Origin of the sequence: Nocardiopsis ganjiahuensis DSM 45031 (assembly GCF_000341085.1) — a bacterium.
GTDB lineage: Bacteria > Actinomycetota > Actinomycetes > Streptosporangiales > Streptosporangiaceae > Nocardiopsis > Nocardiopsis ganjiahuensis.
Window position 1 is genome coordinate 372,622 of sequence record NZ_ANBA01000008.1, and the last position, 23,053, is coordinate 395,674.

The following is a 23,053-nucleotide window of genomic DNA, read 5'->3' on the forward strand; positions in this document are numbered from 1 at the left end:
TCGGGTTCGCGACCACCAGGCTGCCTCTCGCTGCGCCGATATCACTCGGACAGCCAACCCCAGGCGGGCCCTCGCTGTGCGACGCTGCGGAGCTTGCGTAGCAGTGCACAGTAGGGGCAGCTTCGCTCATCGTCTGGCGAGAGATTGTCGGGCCCCCGCTGTGCGAAACTGCTGAGCTTGCGAAGCAACGCACAGTAGGGGAGGCGGCCGCTCACAGTCATCGGCGCAAGCGCCGAGCCCACCGAAAGCATCCGCGGAACACTCCCTAGAGAACGGGGTTGTCGAAGATGGGTTCTCCGTCCACCCGCAGGCCGCTGGTGTGGGTGAGGGCCATCTCCACCATCGGGTAGACCTCGAACAGGCGCCGCATCCCCAGGGCTTCGAGCACCCGCTCCGCGATGGGCGAGGGCTCGGCGAGGACCACGTGCCGACCCTGCCGGGTCAGGACCTGGTAGACAGCGACCAGGGCGCGCACGCCGCTGGCGTCGAAGAATCCGAGCCCGGACATGTCCACGACCAGACAATCGCACCGGGAGGCCTGGGCGGCCTGGAGCAGCCGATCACGCAGATGGTCAGCGGTGGCCAGGTCCACCTCACCGTGGACGCGCACCACCGTCACTCCTGTACATGGAAAACGTTCCTGGGCCGAGAACCGGGCATCCTTCGCCACTCGGGCCACCTCTCACCGGACGTAACCTTTCCACTACGCAACCGCGTACGAGATCGTAACCTCTCCAGTGAGGTTCCGGGAGGGTTTCTGTGAGAAAATCCGCCAGAATCTCGCTGATCTGACCTCGCCGACACCTTGATGTCACCATCTCCGGTGTCGGACCGCGACCGCGCTCGGGCTCCACTCCCCAGAGCCCACTCCCTTCTCTCTCGGACACTCCCGAAAAGGCACCCGCACCGTGCTTTCCGCTCGCGTGTGCGGTAAAAGCGGTACTTGGACACCCGTGTGACGGCCGGTGGCCCCGTTCCTTCTGGAACAGGGCCCCGACCGCCCTCATGGACACGAAGAGAGCGAAGGGAGGGAGCGGCCCCGCACTGCCCCGCGCAGTACGACGGTCGCGAACCCGATGACCGAAACAGCTGACACCCAGCCCGGCTGGTTCTCCTCCGAGGAGCTGGAGAACGTCCGCGGCCGTATGCCCGTGCTCTACGTCCAGGCGGTGCCCGTACGGGTGGACGAGTCCGGGTCGGTGACCCACGTGGGGCTGCTCATGCGCGCCGACCCCGACGGCACCTTCAACCGCTCGGTGGTCTCCGGTCGGGTGCTGTACCACGAGCGGGTCCGGGACGCGCTCCTGCGCCACCTGGAGAAGGACCTGGGCCCGGTCGCCCTGCCGCGCATCCCCAGTTCGCCCCAGCCGTTCACCGTCGCCGAGTACTTCCCCACCCCGGGAGTCACCCCGTTCAACGACCCCCGCCAGCACGCGGTGGCCATGGCCTATGTGGTACCGGTGAGCGGTGACTGCCAGCCCCGCCAGGACGCCCTGGACCTGGTGTGGTTCACCCCCGAGGAGGCCACCAGCCCGCAGGTGCGCGAGGAGATGCCCGGCGGGCAGGGAGTCCTGGTCCGCCAGGCGCTCGCCTACGTCGGCCACGCCCCCTGACCCGACCCTCAGTACCCCGGGCCCCGCATCCGAATCCCGCCTCTGCCCCCGGATGCGGGGCCCGCACACCTTCCGGAAAAGCACCAGATCCCCGACAGGCGGGACGGTCTAGTCTGGAGACCATGCTCGAATCCCTTGTCGCCGACGCCCTCGCACTGGTCCCGGAGGGCACCCCCGGCTCCCCCGCCCGGGTGGTGCTCGGGCTGACCGGTGCCCCCGCGGCCGGGAAGTCCACCCTGGCCCGCTACCTGGTGCACGCGGTCGACGAGCACTCGGGGCCGGGCACCGCCGGTTACCTGCCCATGGACGGGTACCACCTGTCCAACGCCCAGCTCGACCGGTTGGGCCGCCGGAACCGCAAGGGCGCCCCCGACACCTTCGACGCACACGGGTACCTGGCGATGGTGCGGCGGCTGCTGACCGAGACCGGCAACCCGGTCTACGTCCCCGACTACGACCGCCGGCTGCACGAGCCGATCGCCGCCCAGCACGTGGTCGAGCCGCACACCCGACTGGTCGTGACCGAGGGCAACTACCTGGCCGGTGACGAGGAGCCCTGGGCCGGGGTCCGAGGGCTGCTCGCCGAGCTGTGGTACGTGGAGACCGACGACCAGGTGCGCGAACGCCGCCTGCACCGGCGCCAGATGGCGGGCGGGGCGAGCGCGAGTGCCGCCCAGGAGTGGGTCGAGCGCAGCGACCGCCCCAACGGAGAGCTCGTGAAGGGCCTGCGGGACAACTGCACCCGGGTCGTGCGGGTCAACGGGGTCCCCCGGCTCAGGTCCAGGGACCGCTACTCCGCGCGCTGAGCCCCGCACGTCGGCTCGCGGCGGCGCGCCGGACGAAGCGCCGGGCGGACCAGCGCACCAGCATCAGGTACTGGTCCGGCTGCCACTGGCCGCCGTTCAGCCCGCTGTAGGCCGAGGCGACGATGTACTCCTTGTACAGGGCGGCCGGCCGACCGGTGAGGACGAAGCGGACCGGGGAGTCGTCGCCGCGTACGAACTGGATGAGACCGTCACGGCGGCCCAGGCTCACGCACTGGAAGAGGTAGCCGAACCGGGAGAGGTCGGGCTCGGTCCCGGACAGGCGCGCGGTGACGGCGTCGGCGGCGGCCCACCCCATGGGCAGCCCCATGGCGCAGGACATCCGCTGGGGCCGTCCGTCCACCCCGGACGCGTTCGCGGCGTCCCCCACCACGTAGACGTCGGGGTGGGAGACCGAGCGCTGGGTGACGTCGACCACGGCGCGGCCGTTCTCGTCCACGGTCAGTCCGGCGTCGGCGGCCAGGCCCGCGACTCCGAAGCCCGCGTTCCAGACCACGAGGTCGGCCCTGACACGGGAGCCGTCGGCCAGGAGCAGGCCTTCGGCGTCCACCTCGGCGACGGAGGAGTGTTCGCGGGCGCTCACCCCCAGTCGGCGCAGGGCCCGGTGCACGTGGGCACGGCCCCGCGGGCTGGCGCCGTCCGCGACCCGGCCCCGGGTGACGAGTTCGACGCGCAGTCCGGGGTGGCTCTCGGCGAGTTCGGTGGCCACCTCCAGGCCGGTGAACCCGCCGCCGACCACGGCGACGCCGCCGCCCCCGTTCTCGTCGATCCGGCGGGCCAGAGCGCGGGCGGACCCCAGGGAGGCCGAGTCGTGGGCGTGTTCGGCGGCCCCGGGCACCCCGCCTCTCGCGGCGCCGCTGCCGAGGGCGTACACGAGTGTGTCGTAGCCGAACTCCCGTTCCTCCCGCCCCGTGTGCTCCTGGTCCGCGGCGCCCTCCCGTCCCGTGTCCTTGCGGCCTGTGCGCACACGGACGGTGCGCCGCTCGGTGTCCATCTGCTCGGCCCTGCCCACGACCAGCTCGATCCCGGTTCCGTCGAGGGACCTGGCCAGGGGGTGGACGCCGACGTCCTGTCCGGTGGCGACCTGGTGGAGGCGGACGCGTTCGATGAAGTCGGGTACGGCGTTGACCAGGGTGACGCGGGCGTCGAGCGCGCCACCACGGATGTTGTGGGCGATCCGACCGGCCGCGGCGAGTCCGGCGTAGCCCGCTCCGAGCACCAGGATCCGGTGTGTCATGCGTCTTCCTCCTCGAATCGTCGAGCGGTGTCGATCCACATGACGAGACGGGCACCCGGAAACGTGACACCGGACGCTCGTGACGGGGATCACTCCAGGCGGGAAAAGACCGAGGCGGCAGGGTTTCCCGCCATCCGCCCATGCATGACGAGGCGACCACAAACACCCCAAGTATCCACATATTGAGACAAAAGTTTCATATAGTGTCCACCGCGGCTAGCATCCATCCCATCAACCCGCACTGAGCTGGAAAGAACTCCCAATGACGGACGTCGCCGAAGACACCCCGGCGCCGAAACGGCCACAGGCCGAGACGGCGGAGCCACCGACCAACCCGAAGCGGAAGGTCCTCACGGCGAGCCTTGTGGGCACGTCCATCGAGTTCTACGACTTCTACATCTACGCGACCGCCGCCGTCCTGGTCTTCCCCTACCTCTTCTTCCCCGAGGGCGACATGATGGCGGCCCGCCTGCAGTCGCTGGCGACCTTCGCCATCGCCTTCGTGGCCCGCCCGATCGGCTCCTGGCTGTTCGGCCACTTCGGTGACCGGATCGGCCGCAAGGCGACCCTGGTGGCCTCCCTGCTGACCATGGGCATCGCCACCATCGCGATCGGTCTGCTGCCGACCTACGCCCAGATCGGCGTGGCGGCCCCGCTGCTGCTGGCGCTGTGCCGGTTCGGCCAGGGCCTGGGACTGGGCGGGGAGTGGGGCGGCGCGGCGCTGCTGGCCACCGAGAACGCTCCCCCCGGCAAGCGCGGCTTCTACGGCACGTTCCCGCAGATGGGCGCACCGATCGGCTTCTTCCTCGCCAATGGCGTCTTCCTGATCCTGAGCCAGGCGATGAGCGACGAGGCCTTCCTGGCCTACGGCTGGCGCATCCCGTTCCTGCTGTCGACCATCCTGATCGTCATCGGCCTGTGGGTGCGGCTGACCCTGCACGAGACGCCCGCCTTCGCGAAGGTCATCGCCTCCGGCGAGCGGGTCAAGACCCCCATCGTCGAGGTCTTCCGCCACAACTGGTCCGCGCTGGTCATCGGCACCCTGATCATGGTCGCCACGTACGTGCTCTTCTACCTGATGACCGTGTTCTCCCTGGGCTTCGGCACCGACCCGGAGAACGGCCTGGGTTACGAGCGCACCGAGTTCCTGGTCTTCCTGCTCATCGGCGTCCTGTTCTTCGGGCTGTTCACCCCGATCTCCGGCTGGCTCTCCGACAAGTTCGGCCGCAAGCCCGTCCTGGTCACGGTCACCGTCGCGATCATCGCGTTCGGCTTCGCCATGGGCCCGCTCATGGGCAGCGGCGGCACCGTCGGAGTGATGGCCTTCCTCATCATCGGCCTGTCCCTGATGGGTCTGACCTTCGGCCCGATGGCCGCCGTGCTCCCGGAGCTGTTCCCGACCAAGGTGCGCTACACCGGGGCCTCGGCCTCCTACAACCTGGCCAGCCTGCTGGGGGCCTCGTTCGCGCCCTACATCGCGACCTGGCTCGCGGGCACCTTCGGGCTGGCCTGGGTCGGCGGCTACCTGGTCCTGGTCGGCGTGATCACCCTGGGCGCGCTGATCGTCAGCCGGGAGACCCGCGACGACGACCTGGACACCATCTCCGCCAAGGTGACCAGATAGGCCCTCCTGGCCGGGTCCCCCTCCAGGAGCCCCCGCGGCGCCCGTCAGGGCGCCGAACCCCCACAACACCCCCACTCCCCCTCGGACGGGCCGGGGCGGCACACGCCGCCCCGGCCCGTCCGGCCTTTCCCGGTCAAGGGCTCCGATGCTCCGCGGCCCCGACCGGAGCGGCCGCGTTCCCCGACCCGGCACCGCCCCCCGTCAGCCGCCGGGTCACACCTCCGGCCTTGACATCGGGTTTATCCACCGGCGAGTACAGGGGAGGGATCACCGGAACAGGGCTTCCTGGAAACTCCGCGACCAGAACCCCCGTCCGGTCAACCCCCTGGAAGCCGTCCACGTCCAACGGACCGGACGGTTCCCCCGCACCTCGCCCCTGGGAGGCACCCCATCCACCCCCGCACCACACTCCCCCTGACCGCCACGGCGCTGCTCCTGGCCACGGCCTGCGGCGCCCCGACCGTCGGCACCACCGACCTCAGCGACGCCCAGAACACCGGCAGCAGCGAGAACAGCAGTGGCTCCGCCCCGGTGGGGGCCGACGTCAACGGCGACGGCTACACCGACCTGCCCGTCGACGGATACGTCGGTGATCCGGGGGACAGCGAACCCTACGCGGGGGTGCTGCTCGGCGGCGAGGACGGGCTGACACCCGAGCGGTCCGTCGTCCTGACCCGCTCCGACCTGGGCCTCGCCGACGACGTCGAGACACTCACCGTCCTGGACACCGGCGACCTGGACGGGGACGGGTACACCGACCTGCTCGTGGACGCCGGAAGCGGGTTCGTGGTGTGGGGAGGCCCCGAGGGCCCGGCCGGGGAGGCCGTGCCGCTGCCCTGGCTGGAGAAGGACGAGCCGTTCGACATGTACGCGGTCTCCCTCGCCGTCGGCGACCTCGACGGGGACGGACACAGCGACGTCGCCGTGCTCGACCACCTCCAGGGAACCCCCGTGGACGAGTTCGAGGCCGCCTACCACCAGGGCCCCTTCGACCGGGACGGCTCCCCCACTGAGAGCAGCGCCATGGAGCTGCCCGACGACGCCGACGACGCCGATCTCGCGGTGTTCGACGCCGACGGCGACGCGGCGCTGGACCTGCTGCTGGTCCGCAACTACGACGAGTCCCCGGCACCCCACCTGGTCCTGCGCTCCGGCCCGGACGGCCCCGCCCAGGAGGTCCTCGGCGACACCGCGCCCGGCCACGCGTACGGGACGGGCGACTTCGACGCCGACGGCAGCACCGACCTGCTCATCGGGGTCAGCGGCATCCCCAACAACGAGCCCGGCCATGACGACGAACTGCACCCGGGGTACGTCGACGTCTACGGGGGCGACGACGGTTTCCTGGCCGCCGAACCGGTCCGCCTCACCCGGGCCAGCGAGGGCGTTCCCGGAGAGGCCGAGGACGGTGACGGGTTCGGCAACGGACTGCTGGTGGGTGACGTGAACGGCGACGGCCACGACGACGCGGCGGTCATGGCCGGCCCGTTCCACTCCTTCGAAAGCGTGACGGTGCTGTTCGGCGGCCCCGAAGGGCTGACCGGTGAGGGCTCCGCGTCCGTGCCCGTCCCGGAACGGGGCGACCTGGGCAGCTACAGCCACCACTCGCTGGCCGACTACAACGGCGACGGCTACGCCGACCTGCTGCTGAGCACCGTGAGCTCGGGGTTCCCGCCCAACGCCGGGGCGGGTTACGCGCTCCACCTGGGCGGCCCCGAGGGCGTCGACCCGGAGCCGCTGGAGTTCACCACCGAGGAGCTTTAGCTCCGGTCGGGGAGGGATGTCGCTCCGGACGGGGCGCGGAAAGCGGGAGGCGGCCGAGAACCCGGGCCGATCGGGGCTGTGGACAACGCCCCCGGCGGCCCTGCCCGTTCTAGGCTGGGAACAGGTCCCCCGCATCCCTACCCCCGGAGTGCACCCGTGTACGAAGCCGCGCTCAAACTGGGCGTCGCGGTCGTCAAGGCCGCCTGTGGAATCTGGATCGGCAACCCGATCGCGGAGAACGCCGCGACCACCGTCGTGGACCTGGTCCAGGAGAAGGTCACCGGCAGACGCGACCAGCGCAGGCTGGAGCGCAAGTTCGCCGAGATCGAGGAGAGCATCGCCGAGCGGGTGCTCGGCTACCTGGACCACGAGTTCCACGGACTGGCGGAGAACGAGCGCGAGGCTGCGGTGCTGGCCGTCGCGGACACCTTCGAACGGGCCGGGCTCACCGACCGCATCCTGTTCGAGCAGGACCTGGACCCGCTGTACCTGGAGCGTTACGTCCGGGGCAAGGCACCCGGAGCCACCAGGGACCTGGGCGGCGCGGGCGTGGCCCTCTACGACCGGGTGCTGCCGGAGTCCTGCGCCTACGTGATGGCCACCCTGGGGACCCTCCCCCGCTTCCAGGCGGGTGCCTTCACCGAACTGCTCCGCCGGGAGAGCCTGGTCCTGGGGAAGCTGGACGAGCTTCTGGACCGCATCCCGAAGGAGGTGGGCCGGAAGGAGGACACCGAGGCGGCGTTCGAAACGGCCTACCGGAGAAAGGCGGCGGAGCGCTGGGACGTCCTGGAGCTGTTCGGCACCGAGGCGAACACCCGGAACTACCCGCTGACCCTGGCGTACCTGAGTTTGAGGGTGTCCTGGGACCAGCGGTGGCGGGAACAGCTCGGCTTGGGCGACGGAAGCGAGTCCCTGCCCAGCGGTGACCTTCGGGTGGAGCAGGCACTCGCCGAGCACGACCGCACCTTCCTTCGCGGGCCGGCGGGGACGGGAAAGACCACCCTGCTGCGTTGGGTCGGGGTGAGAGCCAGCCGGGGTGACTTCCCCGAGGCGATGTCCTCCTGGAACGGACTCGTCCCGTTCATGGTGCCGCTGCGCCAGTACGTGGGCGAGAAGCTCCCCGAACCCGTCGACTTCGTCCGGCACACCGGGCGCCACCTGGCCGACCAGGCACCTCAGGGATGGGTGACCTCTGTCCTGGCGGCGGGCCGGGGGATCGTCCTGGTGGACGGGGTGGACGAACTCCCCCAGAGCCAGCGAGAGGCGGCCCGCAGATGGCTGCGGGAGCTGATGGCCGACTTCCCCGGCTGCCGGTACGTGGTCACCACCAGACCGGGGGCCGCCAAGGAGTCCTGGCTCGAGGCGGAGGGGTTCGTCAGTGCCGAGCTCCAACCCCTCACCGACAGGGACGTGCGTTCGTTCATCCACCACTGGCACGAGGCGGTGCGCAGCGAGGTCGCCGACGAAACCGAACGAGAGCTCCTCACCGCCTACGAGCGGGAACTCACCGGCAAGGTGATGGGACAGAGACACCTACGCACGATCGCTTCGACCCCGCTCCTGTGCGCGCTGCTGTGCGCCCTGTACCGGGACCGGCACACGTCACTGCCCAGGGACCGGATGGAGGTGTACGAGGCGGCGCTGGCGATGCTGCTCAAGGACCGTGACCAACAGCGCGGCATCGAGGGGGTGGAGCTGTCCCGCAAGGAACTGGTGCTGCTCCTCCAGGAGCTGGCCAGGTGGCTGGTCATCAACGGGAGTTCGGACGCCCCCACCAGTACCGCGCAGCGGCAGGTCGCGAGGGTGCTGGCCGGCATGCACCGCGTCGAGGAGGAGCCGGAGGAGGTCTTCACCCATCTGATCGTGCGCAGCGGACTGCTCCAATGCCCAACAGTCGACCGGGTGAGCTTCCTGCACCGCACCTTCGAGGAGTACCTGGCCGCCAAGGCCATCGTGGAGGAGGACAGCTTTCCACTGCTGGTCGGCAAGGCCCACGACGACCAGTGGCACGAGGTGGTGGTGATGGCCGCCGGCCACGCCACCCCCGCTCAGCGGGAGGAGCTGGTCACCGGGTTGCTGGACCGGGCCGACCAGGTGAAGAAGCACCACGACCGCCTGCTGCTGGTGGCCTTCGCCTGTCTGGAGACCTCGCCCCAGCTCGCTCAGCGCTTGAGAGAGGAGGTGGAAGAACGGGTCCGGAGCATCCTGCCGCCGAGAACGAAGGACCACGTCCACGCCCTGGGGCTGGTCGGTGAGTCCGCCCTGCCGCTACTGGTCAAGACCCCGCCGAAGAATGCCCGGGAGGCAGCGAAGACCATCGAGGCGGCCTCACTGATCGGTGGCCCCAACTCGGTGCCCGTAATCGGTCAGGCCTTGCGCTTCAGGTCCTGGAGGGTGCGAAGCGCGGCGCTCCGAGCCTGGTGGAACGACATGGGCGAGGACCTTGCCACGGTGCTTCTTCCCTGGGCCGAGCACTATCAGGACATCGAATATCTACCCATTCCGGCCGATCGAATCGATTTCCTCACATCCCACCTGCCGAAGACTCGCAGCGCCAGCATCGAAGGGTGGAACGGAGACTCCATTCAGGGCATAGGGAAGCTACCCCAGCTGACCAGGGTGAAGCTCAATCCGCGTGCACGAAGCTCCTGGCATGACATCGACCTCGCCCCGCTGAGAGACCTTCCCCATCTCAGAGAGCTCCGGGTCTACAACGGAGCCTCCGTGTCATCGTTGAAACCCCTCGTCCGAAGCAGGCTGAGCATACTATCGCTGGGCAACTCCAGGACTCTTCCCGAGCCGGAAGACCTACGCGAACTCGAACATCTCGAAGAGTTGGAGCTGACCAGAAGCCTTCCACGAGTACCTTTTCACACACTAATTCCGGCGGGTCTCAGAAGCCTGGCGTTCATGCGCTCATCACTCAGTGACCTGAACATCCTTGCCAAGCTACCTAACAGACTCCGCACCGTTCGTGTCATCGACACACCCCACCTAAAGCGGTTGGACGGCCTGGAGAGCCAGATCGAATGTCTGGCCGCCCTCATCACACGGAGCGGACCAGGCCTTCCCCTTCTCAGCTTTGAGCTGTTGGGGGAATTCGAAAACCTCACCGAACTGCGGATAGACCTGCGCACCGCCCTATACAATGCTCGTTTCATTCCGCATATCCCCCGGCTCAGACTTCTCCACCTGGAGTCCCTCGAACAGAGCATGCCCGTACCCGTGCCCAGGTGGATCCGCACCATCCCCACCTTGGACACGCTCAATGTCCAAACGCTGAGTGCGGTAGACCTGACCGATATCGCGGGGGCCCGCAACCTAGTCGTTCGGGTTTTCCCAGGAACCCGTGTGCTGGGCGCCGAACTCCTGGGAGATGGATCGAGGGTCGAGAGACGCATACCCGGCGGACCTTGGTGATAGTGGTCATCGTTTGTAGATGGTGGCGGAGGAAGCATTCAAGGACCACTGCTATAAGCCGAAAGACCCCCTTCGGACAGGGCTTTCGGCACTTGTCGGGGAGGGCGGTGCAGGTGGAGGAAGTGCCTGGGCGGGAAGGGTGATCTGGCGCACCGTGGAGTCCCGGAGGCGGCGACGATGCCGGGAAACGCGGGCCTAGACTCGGTCACGGACAGTGGACAGCAGCCGGAAAGAGTCCCCCATGCGTGAGACAGACGGTGATCCGAACGGCCCGCTCGGGCAGGATCGGCTGTCACTGCCCCAGGTGCGGCTGGACGACCTGCTCGACGAGGTCCGGTCCCGGATGACCGAGATCTCCCGGACCCAGGAGCGCATCCGCACACTGCTGGAGGCCGTCATCTCCATCGGTGAGGGACTCGAACTCGAGCCCCTGCTGCTCCGGATCACCGAGACCGCCACCAGTCTGGTGAAAGCCCGGTACGGGGCACTCGGGGTGATCGGGCCGGACGGGAACATGAGCCGGTTCATCCCCGTGGGCCTGGAGCCGCACGAGATCGCCCGCATCGACCACTGGCCCAGGGGCGAGGGCATCCTCGGACTGCTCATCAAGGAACCCGAACCCCTGCGGCTGCGGGACGTGCGCGAGCACCCGGAGTCACGCGGCTTCCCCGCGGGCCACCCGCCGATGCACACCTTCCTGGGGGTGCCCATCCGTATCCGCGACAAGGTCTTCGGCAACCTGTACATGACCGACAAGACCGACGGCGCGGAGTTCACCGGAGACGACGAGCTCCTGCTGCGGGCCCTGGCCACCGCGGCGGGCACCGCGATCGAGAACGCGCAGCTGTTCGCCCAGACCCAGAGCCGGGAGACCTGGCTGGACGCCTCCGGGCAGATCACCACACGGCTGCTCTCCGGCGCCGCCCCGGAGGAGGTCCTGCGGCTGGTCGCGCGGCGCGCCCGGATGATGGCGCACGCCGACATCGCCGTGATCGCCATGCCCGGAGAGGAGGCCGAGACCCTCACCGTGCGGGTGTGGGACGGCCCCGAGGACCAGCGTGAGTCCTTGGCCGCCGGGGCGCGGGGCGCCACCCTGACCAGGGCGGCCGACACCCTGATCGGCCGCGTCTACCTGAGCGGGACGCCCGTGTGCACCGACGTGGCCGCGTTCGAGCACCTCGGTGTCGGCTTCCTGACCCGGATGGGGGTGGGCCCGGTGCTGGTGCTGCCCTTCGGTCCGCCCGACGGCGCTCGGGGCGTGCTGGTGCTGGCCCGGGACCGGCAGCGGGACCCCTTCCAGAACAGCTGGCTGAGCATGCTGTCGTCGTTCGCCAACCAGGCCGCGGTCGCCCTGGAGCTGGCCGAGGCCCGGCTGGACTCCGAGCGGCTGAGTGTGCTGGAGGACCGGGATCGGATCGCCCGGGACCTGCACGACACGGTCATCCAACGGCTGTACGCCACGGCCATCACCCTGATGGGCACCGTACGGCGGATCGACGACACCACGTCGGCCAAACGGGTGCAGGGCGCCGTCGACGACCTGGACGACACCATCCGGCAGATCCGGTCCACGATCTTCGCGCTGCAGAGCTCCGCGGAGGACGACTCCTCGCGGTTGCGCTCCCAGGTGCTGGGGGTGGTCAACACCGCGGCCGAGACCCTGGGGTTCGCGCCGCGGCTGCTCACCCAGGGGCCGGTGGACAACACGGTGGACGAGCGGGTGGGCGAGCACCTGGTGGCGGTGCTGCGTGAGCTGTTGTCCAACACCGCCCGCCACTCGGGGGCCACCTCGGTGGACGTGGAGGTGTCGGTCGGGGGCGACGAGGTGGTCCTGCGGGTGTCCGACAACGGCCGCGGCATCCCGGAGGGGGTGAACCGCAGCGGTCTGCGCAACATCGCCTCACGTGCCGAGGAGCTGGGCGGGACGACGGCGGTGGCCTCCGGTCCCGGCGGGGGCACCGTGGTCGAGTGGTCGGCGCCGGTGCGACGTTCCGGCGAGGGCGGGACGGTGTAGACCCGCGCGGTTCTGCGCGAACCGCCTCCCGGGCGTCCCCGTGCGCCCGGCCCGTCGCTCCGGGCCGGGCGGCCCTACAGGGTGAACAGGGTGGAGACGACCGCGAGGGCGGGGAGGGTCCCCTGGATCACGGCGGCGCGCGTCTTCCTGCTGTCCCGGGTGACCAGGACGAGTGCGGCGGCTGCCATGGAGCCGGTGCCCGCCAGGATCAGGGCGACCCCCGCTGCGGGGACCGTCGGCCACAGGACCAGGCCGACCGCGGTGACGATCGCCAGGAACAGGTTGTAGAAACCCTGGTTGTAGGCGAGTTCACGCGTGGTCTCGGCGGCTTCCGCGGAGATCCCGAAGATTCTGCGCGTGCCCGGATCGGTCCAGCGGAACGACTCCAGGACGAAGATGTACACGTGGATCAGCGCGGCGAGCGCGGCCAGGATGACGGTGACCAGGTGCACGGGTGCCTCGGTGTTCTCGTTGCGGACGGGACCTGCCCACTCTGCCCCATGCCGCGCCGTTCCCGGCGCCGTGACACGTTCCGAACCGCTGTCGGCCCCGGCGCACCGGTGGTTCCCCTCGTGCGTCGGCCGGGACGTCGCGCGCGACGTCCCGGCCGGTCGGTGCGAAGGTCAGGAGGTCTGGTTCATCGACAGGCGCACGGCGTAGGCCGCCGCCTGGGTGCGGCGGGCCATGCCGAGTTTGGCCAGGACGCGGGACACGTAGTTCTTCACGGTCTTCTCCGCCAGGTACATCCTGGAGCCGATCTCCCGGTTGGTCAGGCCTTCGCCGATGAGCTCCAGGACGCGCTTCTCCTGGTCGGTGAGCTCGCTCAGCGGGTCCTTGCGGCCGGCCTCCTCGCGCAGGCGCTCGAGCATGCGCGCGGTGGACTCGGGGTCGAGCAGGGAACGCCCCTGAGCGACCGTGCGGACGGCTCCGACCAGGTCGGTGCCGTGGATCTGCTTGAGGATGTAGCCGGACGCCCCCGCCATGACGGCGCCGTAGAGCGCCTCGTCGTCGGAGTAGGACGTGAGCATGAGCATGCGGGTGTCCGGGAGCGTCGAGCGGATGTCCCGGCAGACCGTGACGCCGTCACCGTCGGGGAGCCGCACATCGAGCACGACCACGTCGGGTTCGAGTGCGGGGACCCTGGCCAGGGCCTGTGCGGCGGTTCCGGCCTCGCCGACCACCTCGATGCCGTCCTCGTCCTCGAGGAGTGATCCGACCCCTCGTCGGACGATCTCGTGATCGTCCACCAGGAACACCCGGATCGTTCGGTCGCCGACCATCAGGTGCGCACCTCCTCAGCTCTGGATGTGGTGACCTGAGGCGGCTCGGCCGCCCTGGGTTGTGGGGCGCCCCGCCCCCGGTGCCCATTGTGGGGCACCTCCGGACACGGCGTGGGCGGGGTGCGGATCCGGAGCCGGATCGCGCGGCCTCCGCCGTGCTCTCACGCCCTGTTCCCGCGCTCTGCGCTCTCGTCGGGCACCTTCACCGCGCCCCACTCACTCTAGGCAGTACTCATCGCCGTCGAATGAGTCGAACGTCCTGTTCCGTTTGGGGCGAGCGTCCTGACGGGTAGTCCGCAGGTGAGGACCTTCGTCGCCAGCCGGGGGACTCGCGCCTCCTGCCCTCAGCGCCACGACCGGCAAGGATGGCGGGGGCAGGGACAGAAGGCACCAATCTTCGGGGGGCTTGCCATGGCTGGAACAAGCGGATCCGGGGCGTCCGCACAGGGGCGGGAGTGGGTCGCGGGAGCCGCCTCGCCACCGGAGCAGCGGGCGGCGTCCGACACGTTCGAGGGCACGGACCGGCTCACGGAGGACGACCGGCTGCTGGTCGGCGCCGACCTGGCCGACAACGACCGGGCGAGCTTCACGGTCCTGGAGCGCCAGACCTGCTTCAACCTGATGGCCACACGGGACATCGGGCGGGTGGCCTTCACCATCGCCGGGGACCCGGCGCCGACAGTGCTCCCGGTCAACTACGTCCTGGTCAACGACACCATCGTGTTCCGGTCCACACTGGCCGGGACGATCATGCGGTACTCGCGGGGTTACGCGGCCTTCCAGATCGACCACTTCGACGAGGAGCGGCGCGAGGGCTGGAGCGTGCTGGTCTCCGGGCGCTGCCGGTGGGTGCGTGACACCGGCGAGCTGGAACGCCTCCCGCAGGGACGGCTGCCCCAGCCCTGGGCGAAGGGACCGCGCGACCAGGTCCTGAAGATCACCCCGGGCAGGGTGACCGGCCGGGACATCCACCGCTCCTGAGGCCGCCGCGTGCTCCGGTGACCACAGGCGGACAGGTGTGACCACCGGACCAGCGGTGTTTTTGTCACCGAACGGGGTATCGGTGGCGACATGGGAGTGCAAAGCCCGTCTCATAGCCGGTGTGTCCGCAGCTTCTCCTCCTGTCACACGGAGAGCATCACTTCGTGCGAGAGCGGTCACAACTGCCACCGGAACCCCCGGTCCACCACAGAAACGGGTGCACCCGCGGTTTCGAGGAACACCCGGTGAGGCCGGGCTGGGGCCGGACGGCCCTGGCTGTGGGCGCCGCCGCCACCGCCGCTGTCCTCACCCTCTCCGGTGGCTCACTGGTCCAGCAGGCCGTGGCCCTGACTGTCCCCCCGTCGGCCGCGCCGCTCCAGCCGGCGGCCGAGGGCCCTGCCGGTGCACTGGCCGTGAGCGTGCTGTCCTCCCGGCCGGACACCGTCATGGGCGGGACCGCCCTGGTCCGGGTGGAGCTGCCCGCCCCGGTCGAGCCCCACGAGGTGCGCTTGGAGGCGGACGGCACCGACGTCACCGACGTCCTGCGCCCCGTCCACCTGCCCGGCAGCGATCACGTCCTGGAAGGGCTGGTCGAGGACCTGCCCGAGGGACAGACCTCCCTGGTCGCCTCCCTGGCCGACGGCGACGAGAACCGCGACGCCCCCGAGCCGGCCGGTGTCGTCGTGACCAACCATCCCCGCAGCGGCCCGGTGTTCGCCGGTCCCCACCAGGACCCGTTCGTCTGCCAGACCGAGGACTTCGAACTCGCCTGGGGCGGACGCCTGGGCGCACCGCTCGACGACGACTGCTCGGTGGAGACCGTGGTGGGGTACGTGTACCGCACCACCGGCGGCGCGTTCGCCCCGCTGCCCGAAGGCGGCCGCCTCCCCTCCGACGTCGCCCGAACCACCACCTCCAGCGGCGAGGAGGTGCCGTACACGGTGCGGGTGGAGACCGGCACCGTCAACCGGGCCGTGTACGAGACGGCCGTCCTGCACGACCCCCGTGATCCCGAACCCGACCCGTGGACCGCCCCCGACGGCTGGAACCGCCGCCTGGTGTACAAGTTCGGCGGCGGCTGCCCGGGCGGCTGGTTCGTCCAGGGCGACCGGACCGCCGGGGTGGTGGACCACGGCATGCTCTCCCAGGGGTACGCGGTGGCCTCCGCCTCCCTGAACGTGTTCGGCCAGAACTGCGACGACCTGCTGGCCGCCGAGACCATGAACGCGGTCAAGGAACGCTTCGTCCTCGCCCACGGGGTCCCCGACCACACCCTGGGCTGGGGCGCCTCCGGCGGTGCCTACCAGTCACACCAGATCGCCGACAACTACCCGGGGCTGCTCGACGGCATCGTGGTCTCCCAGAGCTACCCCGACGTCGGTTTCGCGACCGTGCCCGCGGTCACCGACGCCCTCCTCCTGCGCTCCTACGCCGAGGCGCATCCCGACGCCCTCAGCAGGGAGCAACAGCGCGCGGTGTCCGGGTTCGGGACCTGGGAGGGCATCGGCGCGATGGCCGACGCCGCGGCCAGGATCGACCCTCGGGGCGTGTGCCCGGCCGCGCTGCCCGCCGAGGAGCGCTACCACCCGGAGGACAACCCCGGCGGGGCCCGCTGCGACGTGTTCTCCCACGCCCGCAACGTCTACGGCACCGATCCGGAGACCGGCCTGCCGCGGCGCCCGCTGGACAACGTGGGGGTGCAGTACGGGCTGTCGGCGCTGGTGGAGGGCGTCATCGACGTCGACCAGTTCCTGCACCTGAACGAGTACGTGGGCGGGTTCGACCACGACGGCGGGCTCGCCCCCGAACGCACACCGGGCGATCCGGACGCGATCCGGGCCGCCTACGACAGCGGTCGGCTGCTCCACACCGGTGGCGGGCTCGCCGACATCCCGATCGTGGACCACCGCCCCTACCAGGACGACGCCGCCGGCGGCGACATCCACATGCGGTACCACTCCTTCAGTACCCGGGACCGGCTGCTGGCCGCCAACGGCACCGCCGACAACCACGTGATGCTGACGGAGGCGCATTACGGCAACGTGTTCTCCGCGGACCAGCCGGTGGCCGGACGCGCTCTGACCGAACTCGACTCCTGGGTGACCGCGGCCGCCGAACTCACCCGCACCGACCCCGGCGGAGCCCCGATCGACCACCTGCGCCGGAGCCGCCCGGAGTGGCTGGCGGACTCCTGCTGGATCGGGGACGAACGGGTGGTCTCCCCGCAGCTGCCGCTGCCGGAAGGGCACGGGGACAGCTGCGCGGACGCCTTCCCCACGTACGGTTCCCCGAGGACCGCCGCGGGCGGCCCGCTCGCCTCCGACGTCGTCAAGTGCCGCCTGACCGGGTTCGACGAGGACACGTACCCGGTGGAGTTCGACGAGGAGCAGGCCGAACGGGCCCAGGAGGTCTTCGCCGAGGGCGTGTGCGACTGGTCGGAGCCGGGCCAGGGCCAGCGTCCGCCGAAGGGGCCCTGGCAGTCCTTCTAGGCCCTGTTCCGTGTCTTTCCGACCCTGTGCGCAACGCCGACCCGCTCCAGGGACCCTTCGGTCCCCGAGGCCAGGCGATCCGGGAGGGCCAGGCGATCGACTTTCACTGGTCGATTGAATTTTCCCAATCCATCTGTCAATCTCAATTCATGGTCGACAACGAAGACCCCGGATCCGGCACCCCCCGCGACGGCACCACGACCACCCCCGGCCCTTTGGGCGGTGGCTACTGGCGGCTGTGGACCTCCTCCGGACTCTCCAACCTCGCCGACGGCGTCCTGAAGGTGGCACTGCCCCTGCTGGCTCTGCGCTTCACCGACTCCCCGCTGCTGATCGGCGGGGTCGGCGTGGCCCTGAGCCTGCCCTGGCTCCTGTTCGCCCTGCCCGCCGGAGCCCTGGCCGACCGCCTGGACCGGCGGCGGGCGATGCTCGGCGCCAACACCGTGCGCGGCACCCTGGCCCTGGCCCTGTTGCTCGGAGTGGGGCTCGACCTCGGGTCGATCGGGCTGATCTACGCCGCCGCCTTCCTCCTCGGCACCGCGGAGACCCTCTACGACACGACCGCGCAGTCGATCCTGCCCCAGCTCGTCCGCCGCGACCAGCTCTCCAGGGCCAACGGGCGCCTGTACGGGATGGAGATGGCCGCGAACGAGCTCATCGGTCCGCCCCTGGGCAGCACCCTGGTCGCGGTGGGCCTGGCCCTGGCCCTGTTCACCCCCGGGGCGCTGTGGCTCGCCGCCGTGGGCGCTCTGCTGCTGGTGCGCGGACGGTTCGGGGTCAGCCGTACCGGACCGCGCACCAGCATGCGCGCCGACATCGCCGAAGGGGTGCGGTACCTGTGGTCCCACCGCGTCCTGCGCACCTTCGCCGTGCTGGCCGGGGTCTCCAACTTCGCCCTGAGCGCCGTGTTCACCCTCCTCGTGGTCTACGCGGTGGGCCCGGACTCCCCGCTGGGGCTCACCGAGGCCGCCTTCGGCCTGCTGTTCTCCACGTTCGCCGCCGGCAGCCTGGTCGGGGCGTTCGTCGCCGAGCGGTGCGAGCGGATGCTGGGCCGGGCCCGCGCCCTGCGACTGTCCGTCGTGCCGTTCGCCCTGCTCGCGCTGGTGCCGGGACTGACCGCCGACGCGTGGCTGGTGGGGCTGGGTTTCGTGGTCGGTGGAATCGGCGTCATGGTGTGGAACGTGATCACCGTGTCCCTGCGCCAGCGGATGGCCCCGGGCGCCCTCCTGGGCCGGGTGAACAGCGTCTACCGGCTGCTGGCCTGGGGCACCCGGCCGCTGGGCGCGGGAGTGGGCGGCCTGCTCGCGCAGTTCCTCGGCACACAGGCCATGTTCGTCGTCATGGGGCTGCTGATCCTCACCCTGACGGTCCCGCTGCTGCGGATCGACGACGCCGCCCTCGATGCCGCCGAGAGCTCCGGCACGCCCTCGTCTCCGAAGGCGGCCTGAGCGTTCCGGGCGTTTCGGATCTCCTGATGTCCCCGGTGCCCCAGGCGTTCCGTACGTCCCAGGCGTCTGCGGCGCTCGGAGCGGTCTAGGCCTCCGGACTGCGGTACAGCAGGAACGCCCCGCCGTGGACCGGCCGGTCCAGGCGCTGGTCGTCGCCGGCCACGTACTCGTCGAGCACGGCGAGGATGCGCCGGTCCAGTTCGGCCACCTCCTCGTCGTTCAGGTGCAGGGCGAACCTGGCGTAGGTGCGCACCGCCTCCGGTCCGGCCTCGTCGAGTTCGTCGGTCAGGGCGACGATCGGGGCCGTCCGCTCCTCCGGCGGCAGGTCCTGGAGGGGACCGTCGAGCCACCAGGACTCGTCGGTGGCGCGGTAGGGCTTCTCCAGAGCTCCGCTGGACCCGGTACGGACCGGGGCGGCCGTGAGCAGACCCGCGTTCACCAGCGTGCGCACGTGGTGGAGCACGGTTCCGGGGTTGGTGTCGAGCCGGTCGGCGAGCTCGCGGTTGGTGAGCTCCCTGGTCAGGCACAGCCGCAGGATGCGCAGGCGCAGGGGGTGGCCGAGGGCCTTGGCCTCACGTGCGGTGGCCGGACGGCGTTTGCGAGGCGCGGGGGCGGGCTCCCGCTCGGGTTCCTTCTCGGCCGGTTCTGCCATGGAAGCAGGCTAACCGATCGATCAATCGATCGAGAATCCTTGTCCGACAAACCGGTGGACGCGGCGGATCCGGGCGGTGAGGATGGCCCCGTGACACACTCCGGCCACTCCCCCACCGACCCCACCGCTTTCGAGGACGACGCCGAGGACGTCGAGGTCCTGGAGGGCGGGAACGTCTCCGACCAGGTCCTGCGGATCGGCGCCACCGTGCGCAAACCCTGGCTGCGCTCCTCCCCCGCCGTGACCGCCCTGCTGCGCCACCTCCGCCTGCACGGCTACCCCGCAGCACCGATCACCTACGGGGAACGGCCGAAGGGCTACCAGCGGCTGTCCTACGTCCCCGGCACCCTGGCCGACCGGATGCCGCCGATGAACGCCGACGAACTCCGCGAGCTGGGCGCGATGATCCGTCGGCTGCACGACCTCACCGCCGACCACCGCCCCGCGGCCGACGCACGGTGGGAATCGGTCTTCCCACCCGAGGAACCCGAGGTGATCTGCCACAACGACCTCGCGCCGTGGAACCTGGTCCGCGACCCCGGGAGCGGCCCGGACTCCTGGTGCTTCATCGACTGGGACGGCGCGGGGCCCGGCAGCCGGATGGGCGATCTCGGCTACGCCGCGCACGGGTTCGTCCCCCTGCACGAGGGCGGTGACCCCGGAGCCGACGGGCTGCGGCTGCGGGCACTGGCCGACGGCTACGGCTGCGACGCCGACCAGCGCCGGGAGCTCCCGGAGGCGGCCCTGCGGCGGGTGCGCGGCATGTTCGAGCTCCTGGAGGAGGGCGCGCGGACGGGTCGGCAGCCCTGGGCCCGCCTGCACGCCGAGGGGCACGCCGACCACTGGGGGCCGGCCGCCGCCTACGTCGCACGCCACCGGGAGCGGTGGACCGAGGCGCTGACCGCTCGCTGAACCCGTTCCAATCAGAGGGGACGGACCCACACGAACGCGGCCGAGATCGGGTAGCCGCGGAAGCGTTCCCACTTGGGTTTGGCCGCCACCCAGCCGTCGTCCACGACCGCCTCGTTCAGCTCCTCCAGACGCCACCCGGCGGCCAGGGCGGCACTCACGTGGTTGCCGATCAGGTGCACGTGGGTGGTGATGGCGACCTCCTCGCCCGACGCGTCGGTGAAGTGGGTGGGCATGCCGGAGGCCATGATGAACTGCGGGTGGTAGGCGACCAGTACGCAGCGCCCGCCCGGTTTGGTCAGCCGCCGGGCCTCGGCGTAGAACGGCGCGAGGTCGGGCAGGTGCTCGTCGATGAGTGAGGCGATGACCAGGTCGTAGGTGTTGCCCGGCAGACCGCTCGCGCGGACGTCGCCCTGGGTGAGGGTGTCGTGGGCGCCGCGCTTGTCCGCCAGGGCGAGCATCCCGGCGCTGAGGTCCACACCGTCCACGTGCTCCACCCGCCGTTCGCGGAGCCAGGCCCCGGTGCGGCCGGTACCGCAGCCCAGGTCGGCGGCGCGGCGGACCTCGGACCAGTCGGGTGCGGTGAGCCCGTCGAGGAGCGCCAGGTCCATGGCGTCGAGCACGGAGTCCTCGTAGGTACGGGACCAGCCGTCGTAGCCGGTGGCCACGTCGACGGTGCGGTAGTGACGGGTATCGAAGTCGGCGAAGTCAGGCATGGAGCCGAGTATTCCGTGGCCGGCGGCGGACACGCGACCGGTTTTCCGAGAAGCGCGGGGCTCCCGGAAAACCCGTTGCCCCGCTGATCCCGGCTCCCCTAACGTTCTGCCCATGGCAGCATTCACGGCGATCTTCGAGGGCCGGTACACCTGGCCCTCGGTCGCTCACACCTACGCACGCCTCCGGTCCGTCGCTCTGGACCGGTGACCGAGCCCCTCCGAGCGCACCGCCGTTTCCGTACCCCGTTTCCCGGGTGCGACGTCGGCGGTGCCAGGGGGTTCTTCGCAGGCGTCGATTCGTAGACGCGTACCGGTCCAGGTTCCGCCGACGTCCTCTTCCTTTCGGACGGGCAACCACGGACCTCTCCTGGTACACGCGCGCACCCTCCCCGGGTAACGCGCCCCCTCGTGCTGCCCGTCCGCGTCAGCCACCCCTCGGGGTGACAGAACGGACCACACGTGGCACGCCACTCTCACCGAACCCAGCGCTCCAGCCCTCGGAACGACCGCTCGAACCACCGCGGCGCCGGCAACCGGCGGCGGCTCTCGCAGAACTTCCTCGCCGACCCCGGCACCGCCCGCTGGGTGGTCCGGCTTGCCGGGGTGGCCCCCGGAGACCTGGTGGTGGAGGTCGGCCCCGGCGACGGGGCCGTCACCCGGTTCCTCGCTCCGAGGGCCCGACAGGTGATCGCCCACGAACTCGACCCCCGGCTGGCCCAGCGGCTCGCCGCCCGCTACCGGGACCCGGCCCTGGGCGTGCGGGTGGTGCACGGTGACTTCACCCGGGCACGCCCGCCCCGCGAACCGTTCTCCGTGGTCGGCAACATCCCCTACTCCCGGACCGCCGACATCGTCCGCTGGTGCCTGGAGGCCCCGCGGCTGACCTCGGCGACCCTGGTCACCCAGCTGGAGTACGCCCGCAAACGCACCGGGGCCTACGGCCGGTGGAGCCGGTTGACCGTGCTGACCTGGCCGTGGTGGTCGTGGCGGCTGGCCGGACGGATCGGCCGGGACCGCTTCCGTCCCGTGCCCCGGGTGGACGCCGGGGTACTGGTACTGCGCAGGCGCGCCGAACCCCTGGTGCCGTGGGAACGCGGGGACGAGTACCGGCGCATGGTCGAACTCGGCTTCGGCGGCGTGGGCGGTTCACTGTCCGCGTCCCTGCGCCGGGGATATCCGGCCGCGCGGGTGGCGGCTGCTCTACGGCAGGCGGGGGCCACTCCGGGCACACCGGTGGGACTGGTGTCCCCGGAGCAGTGGTTGGAGGTGTTCCGGGCTCTGGCCGGATGAGGCCCCGGCCGGAGCCGGGGAAACATGGACGCCTCACCTAGCGTGGGGGTATGCGACGAATCATCCCTTGCGTACTGGCTCTGCCGATCCTTCTCGCCGCGGGGTGCGGTTCACCGGAGCAGGAGGTCTCCCCGGACTCGCCGACTGTCGACGAGAGCGCCACCGACGCGGCGTCGGAACCGCAGGACCCGCCGGAGGAGACCGAGGAGGGCGACGAGGAGGACACCGTCGACGGGGGCGGCACGGGCGGGGAGTTCGCCTTCGGTGAGGGCGCCGCCTTCCCGCACCCGGTGGGCGCCTACGAGGAGGAGTTCCAGGAGGGCGTCACCGAGGACGTCGTCTACACCGTGGACGACGTCGTCCTCACCGCCCCCGGGCAGGTGGGGTTCACGCTGACCGTGGAGGTGCCGGAGCTGGGCCGGGTCTTCGGCACCGGTCTGCTGGACGTGCGGTGCTCCTACGGGGAACACGCGGAGCCCGCCACCACCGACGCGCCGCTCGGGGAGCTGGAGGCCGGAACCCACACCACGGACATGGTGTGCGACGCCCCGGAGTCCCCCGACTCCGTGCTCGTCTCCGTGGCCAACGGAGGGGACGAGGCGGACTTCCGGGGGCCGGTGGGGTAGGCCGACTTCCGAGGGCCGGGAGTAGGCCGGCCGAACAGGCCCGCAGGGGTGGACGCGGAAGCGGCCGCCCCCGGGGAGGCCCCGTGGCGGACGCTTCCAGCACACCGGCGGGCCTCCTCGGGCAGGCCTCACACACCTACCCGTGGGCCCCGGAGGTGTTCCCCGA

General features: G+C 70.7%; 18 protein-coding genes. 12 read left to right on the forward strand and 6 right to left on the reverse strand.

Annotated elements, in window-relative coordinates:
* Positions 1-265 precede the first annotated feature (265 nt).
* The gene (locus D458_RS0110310; RefSeq protein WP_017586662.1) at positions 266-619 is read right to left on the reverse strand and encodes an STAS domain-containing protein; all 354 of its coding nucleotides are present in this window, start codon (positions 617-619) and stop codon (positions 266-268) included.
* A gap of 457 nt (positions 620-1,076) precedes the next feature.
* Here D458_RS0110310 and D458_RS0110315 point away from each other — a divergent pair, with 457 nt between their 5' ends.
* Together D458_RS0110315 and D458_RS0110320 are read left to right on the forward strand one after the other, a co-directional pair.
* Positions 1,077-1,613, forward strand: coding sequence for an NUDIX hydrolase family protein (locus D458_RS0110315; protein WP_017586663.1), 537 nt, complete (start codon positions 1,077-1,079; stop codon positions 1,611-1,613).
* 122 nt (positions 1,614-1,735) lie between these two features.
* On the forward strand, positions 1,736-2,419 hold the full coding sequence (locus D458_RS0110320) for a nucleoside/nucleotide kinase family protein (protein WP_017586664.1): 684 nt from the start codon (positions 1,736-1,738) through the stop codon (positions 2,417-2,419).
* On the opposite strand, the gene D458_RS0110325 is transcribed toward D458_RS0110320, so the two are convergent.
* Complete coding sequence (locus tag D458_RS0110325) at positions 2,388-3,674, reverse strand: NAD(P)/FAD-dependent oxidoreductase (protein WP_017586665.1); 1,287 nt, start codon at positions 3,672-3,674, stop codon at positions 2,388-2,390. The genes D458_RS0110320 and D458_RS0110325 overlap by 32 nt on opposite strands.
* Before the next feature lie 262 nt (positions 3,675-3,936).
* Here D458_RS0110325 and D458_RS0110330 point away from each other — a divergent pair, with 262 nt between their 5' ends.
* The 4 genes from D458_RS0110330 to D458_RS0110345 all read left to right on the forward strand — a co-directional run bounded on the left by D458_RS0110330 (position 3,937) and on the right by D458_RS0110345 (position 12,496).
* On the forward strand, positions 3,937-5,298 hold the full coding sequence (locus D458_RS0110330) for an MFS transporter (RefSeq protein ID WP_017586666.1): 1,362 nt from the start codon (positions 3,937-3,939) through the stop codon (positions 5,296-5,298).
* 531 nt (positions 5,299-5,829) lie between these two features.
* Positions 5,830-7,062, forward strand: coding sequence for an FG-GAP repeat domain-containing protein (locus D458_RS0110335; protein ID WP_017586667.1), 1,233 nt, complete (start codon positions 5,830-5,832; stop codon positions 7,060-7,062).
* Positions 7,063-7,218: 156 nt separating this feature from the next.
* Positions 7,219-10,482 carry an NACHT domain-containing protein gene (locus tag D458_RS0110340; protein WP_017586668.1) on the forward strand — a complete coding sequence of 1,088 codons (3,264 nt, stop codon included), beginning with the start codon at positions 7,219-7,221 and terminating at the stop codon, positions 10,480-10,482.
* A 241-nt stretch (positions 10,483-10,723) separates the two neighbouring features.
* Positions 10,724-12,496 (forward strand): sensor histidine kinase, encoded by a 1,773-nt coding sequence (locus D458_RS0110345; RefSeq protein WP_017586669.1) that lies wholly within the window; start codon positions 10,724-10,726, stop codon positions 12,494-12,496.
* A gap of 74 nt (positions 12,497-12,570) precedes the next feature.
* Here the strand turns inward: D458_RS0110345 and D458_RS0110350 are convergent, their stop codons facing one another.
* Both D458_RS0110350 and D458_RS0110355 read right to left on the reverse strand, forming a co-directional pair.
* Entirely contained in the window at positions 12,571-12,948 is a 378-nt protein-coding gene (locus D458_RS0110350) for a DUF1304 domain-containing protein (protein WP_017586670.1), read from the reverse strand.
* 171 nt (positions 12,949-13,119) lie between these two features.
* The gene (locus D458_RS0110355) at positions 13,120-13,776 is read right to left on the reverse strand and encodes a response regulator (RefSeq protein ID WP_017586671.1); all 657 of its coding nucleotides are present in this window, start codon (positions 13,774-13,776) and stop codon (positions 13,120-13,122) included.
* A gap of 411 nt (positions 13,777-14,187) precedes the next feature.
* Here D458_RS0110355 and D458_RS0110360 point away from each other — a divergent pair, with 411 nt between their 5' ends.
* The 3 genes from D458_RS0110360 (at position 14,188) to D458_RS0110370 (ending at position 18,694) form a co-directional block, all read left to right on the forward strand.
* A complete protein-coding gene (locus tag D458_RS0110360) occupies positions 14,188-14,757 on the forward strand; it encodes a pyridoxamine 5'-phosphate oxidase family protein (protein WP_017586672.1) in 570 nt (189 codons plus the stop codon).
* A gap of 245 nt (positions 14,758-15,002) precedes the next feature.
* A complete protein-coding gene (locus tag D458_RS0110365; RefSeq protein ID WP_017586673.1) occupies positions 15,003-17,246 on the forward strand; it encodes a DUF6351 family protein in 2,244 nt (747 codons plus the stop codon).
* A gap of 149 nt (positions 17,247-17,395) precedes the next feature.
* Positions 17,396-18,694 (forward strand): MFS transporter, encoded by a 1,299-nt coding sequence (locus D458_RS0110370; RefSeq protein ID WP_017586674.1) that lies wholly within the window; start codon positions 17,396-17,398, stop codon positions 18,692-18,694.
* Positions 18,695-18,779: 85 nt separating this feature from the next.
* Here the strand turns inward: D458_RS0110370 and D458_RS0110375 are convergent, their stop codons facing one another.
* Positions 18,780-19,346, reverse strand: coding sequence for a helix-turn-helix domain-containing protein (locus D458_RS0110375; RefSeq protein WP_017586675.1), 567 nt, complete (start codon positions 19,344-19,346; stop codon positions 18,780-18,782).
* A gap of 90 nt (positions 19,347-19,436) precedes the next feature.
* Here D458_RS0110375 and D458_RS0110380 point away from each other — a divergent pair, with 90 nt between their 5' ends.
* Positions 19,437-20,258 (forward strand): phosphotransferase enzyme family protein, encoded by an 822-nt coding sequence (locus tag D458_RS0110380; RefSeq protein ID WP_051049661.1) that lies wholly within the window; start codon positions 19,437-19,439, stop codon positions 20,256-20,258.
* Between the two features lie 11 nt (positions 20,259-20,269).
* Here the strand turns inward: D458_RS0110380 and D458_RS0110385 are convergent, their stop codons facing one another.
* Positions 20,270-20,971 (reverse strand): class I SAM-dependent DNA methyltransferase, encoded by a 702-nt coding sequence (locus D458_RS0110385; protein WP_017586677.1) that lies wholly within the window; start codon positions 20,969-20,971, stop codon positions 20,270-20,272.
* Between the two features lie 459 nt (positions 20,972-21,430).
* Between D458_RS0110385 and erm the strand changes: the two genes are divergently transcribed.
* Both erm and D458_RS0110395 read left to right on the forward strand, forming a co-directional pair.
* Positions 21,431-22,261, forward strand: a complete 831-nt coding sequence (erm, locus tag D458_RS0110390) for an ErmE/ErmH/ErmO/ErmR family 23S rRNA (adenine(2058)-N(6))-methyltransferase (RefSeq protein ID WP_017586678.1) — start codon at positions 21,431-21,433, stop codon at positions 22,259-22,261.
* A 50-nt stretch (positions 22,262-22,311) separates the two neighbouring features.
* On the forward strand, positions 22,312-22,887 hold the full coding sequence (locus tag D458_RS0110395; RefSeq protein ID WP_017586679.1) for a hypothetical protein: 576 nt from the start codon (positions 22,312-22,314) through the stop codon (positions 22,885-22,887).
* The last annotated feature ends 166 nt before the right edge of the window (positions 22,888-23,053 follow it).

What these genes read in the sequence shown, in the direction of transcription:
- D458_RS0110330 (WP_017586666.1), top strand. Translation starts at nt 3,937, where the DNA reads ATGACGGACGTCGCCGAAGACACCCCGGCGCCGAAACGGCCACAGGCC.
- D458_RS0110320 (WP_017586664.1), top strand. Translation starts at nt 1,736, where the DNA reads ATGCTCGAATCCCTTGTCGCCGACGCCCTCGCACTGGTCCCGGAGGGC.
- D458_RS0110345 (WP_017586669.1), top strand. Translation starts at nt 10,724, where the DNA reads ATGCGTGAGACAGACGGTGATCCGAACGGCCCGCTCGGGCAGGATCGG.
- D458_RS0110375 (WP_017586675.1), bottom strand. Translation starts at nt 19,346, where the DNA reads ATGGCAGAACCGGCCGAGAAGGAACCCGAGCGGGAGCCCGCCCCCGCG.
- D458_RS0110385 (WP_017586677.1), bottom strand. Translation starts at nt 20,971, where the DNA reads ATGCCTGACTTCGCCGACTTCGATACCCGTCACTACCGCACCGTCGAC.
- D458_RS0110360 (WP_017586672.1), top strand. Translation starts at nt 14,188, where the DNA reads ATGGCTGGAACAAGCGGATCCGGGGCGTCCGCACAGGGGCGGGAGTGG.
- D458_RS0110315 (WP_017586663.1), top strand. Translation starts at nt 1,077, where the DNA reads ATGACCGAAACAGCTGACACCCAGCCCGGCTGGTTCTCCTCCGAGGAG.
- D458_RS0110370 (WP_017586674.1), top strand. Translation starts at nt 17,396, where the DNA reads ATGGTCGACAACGAAGACCCCGGATCCGGCACCCCCCGCGACGGCACC.
- D458_RS0110325 (WP_017586665.1), bottom strand. Translation starts at nt 3,674, where the DNA reads ATGACACACCGGATCCTGGTGCTCGGAGCGGGCTACGCCGGACTCGCC.
- D458_RS0110395 (WP_017586679.1), top strand. Translation starts at nt 22,312, where the DNA reads ATGCGACGAATCATCCCTTGCGTACTGGCTCTGCCGATCCTTCTCGCC.
- D458_RS0110355 (WP_017586671.1), bottom strand. Translation starts at nt 13,776, where the DNA reads ATGGTCGGCGACCGAACGATCCGGGTGTTCCTGGTGGACGATCACGAG.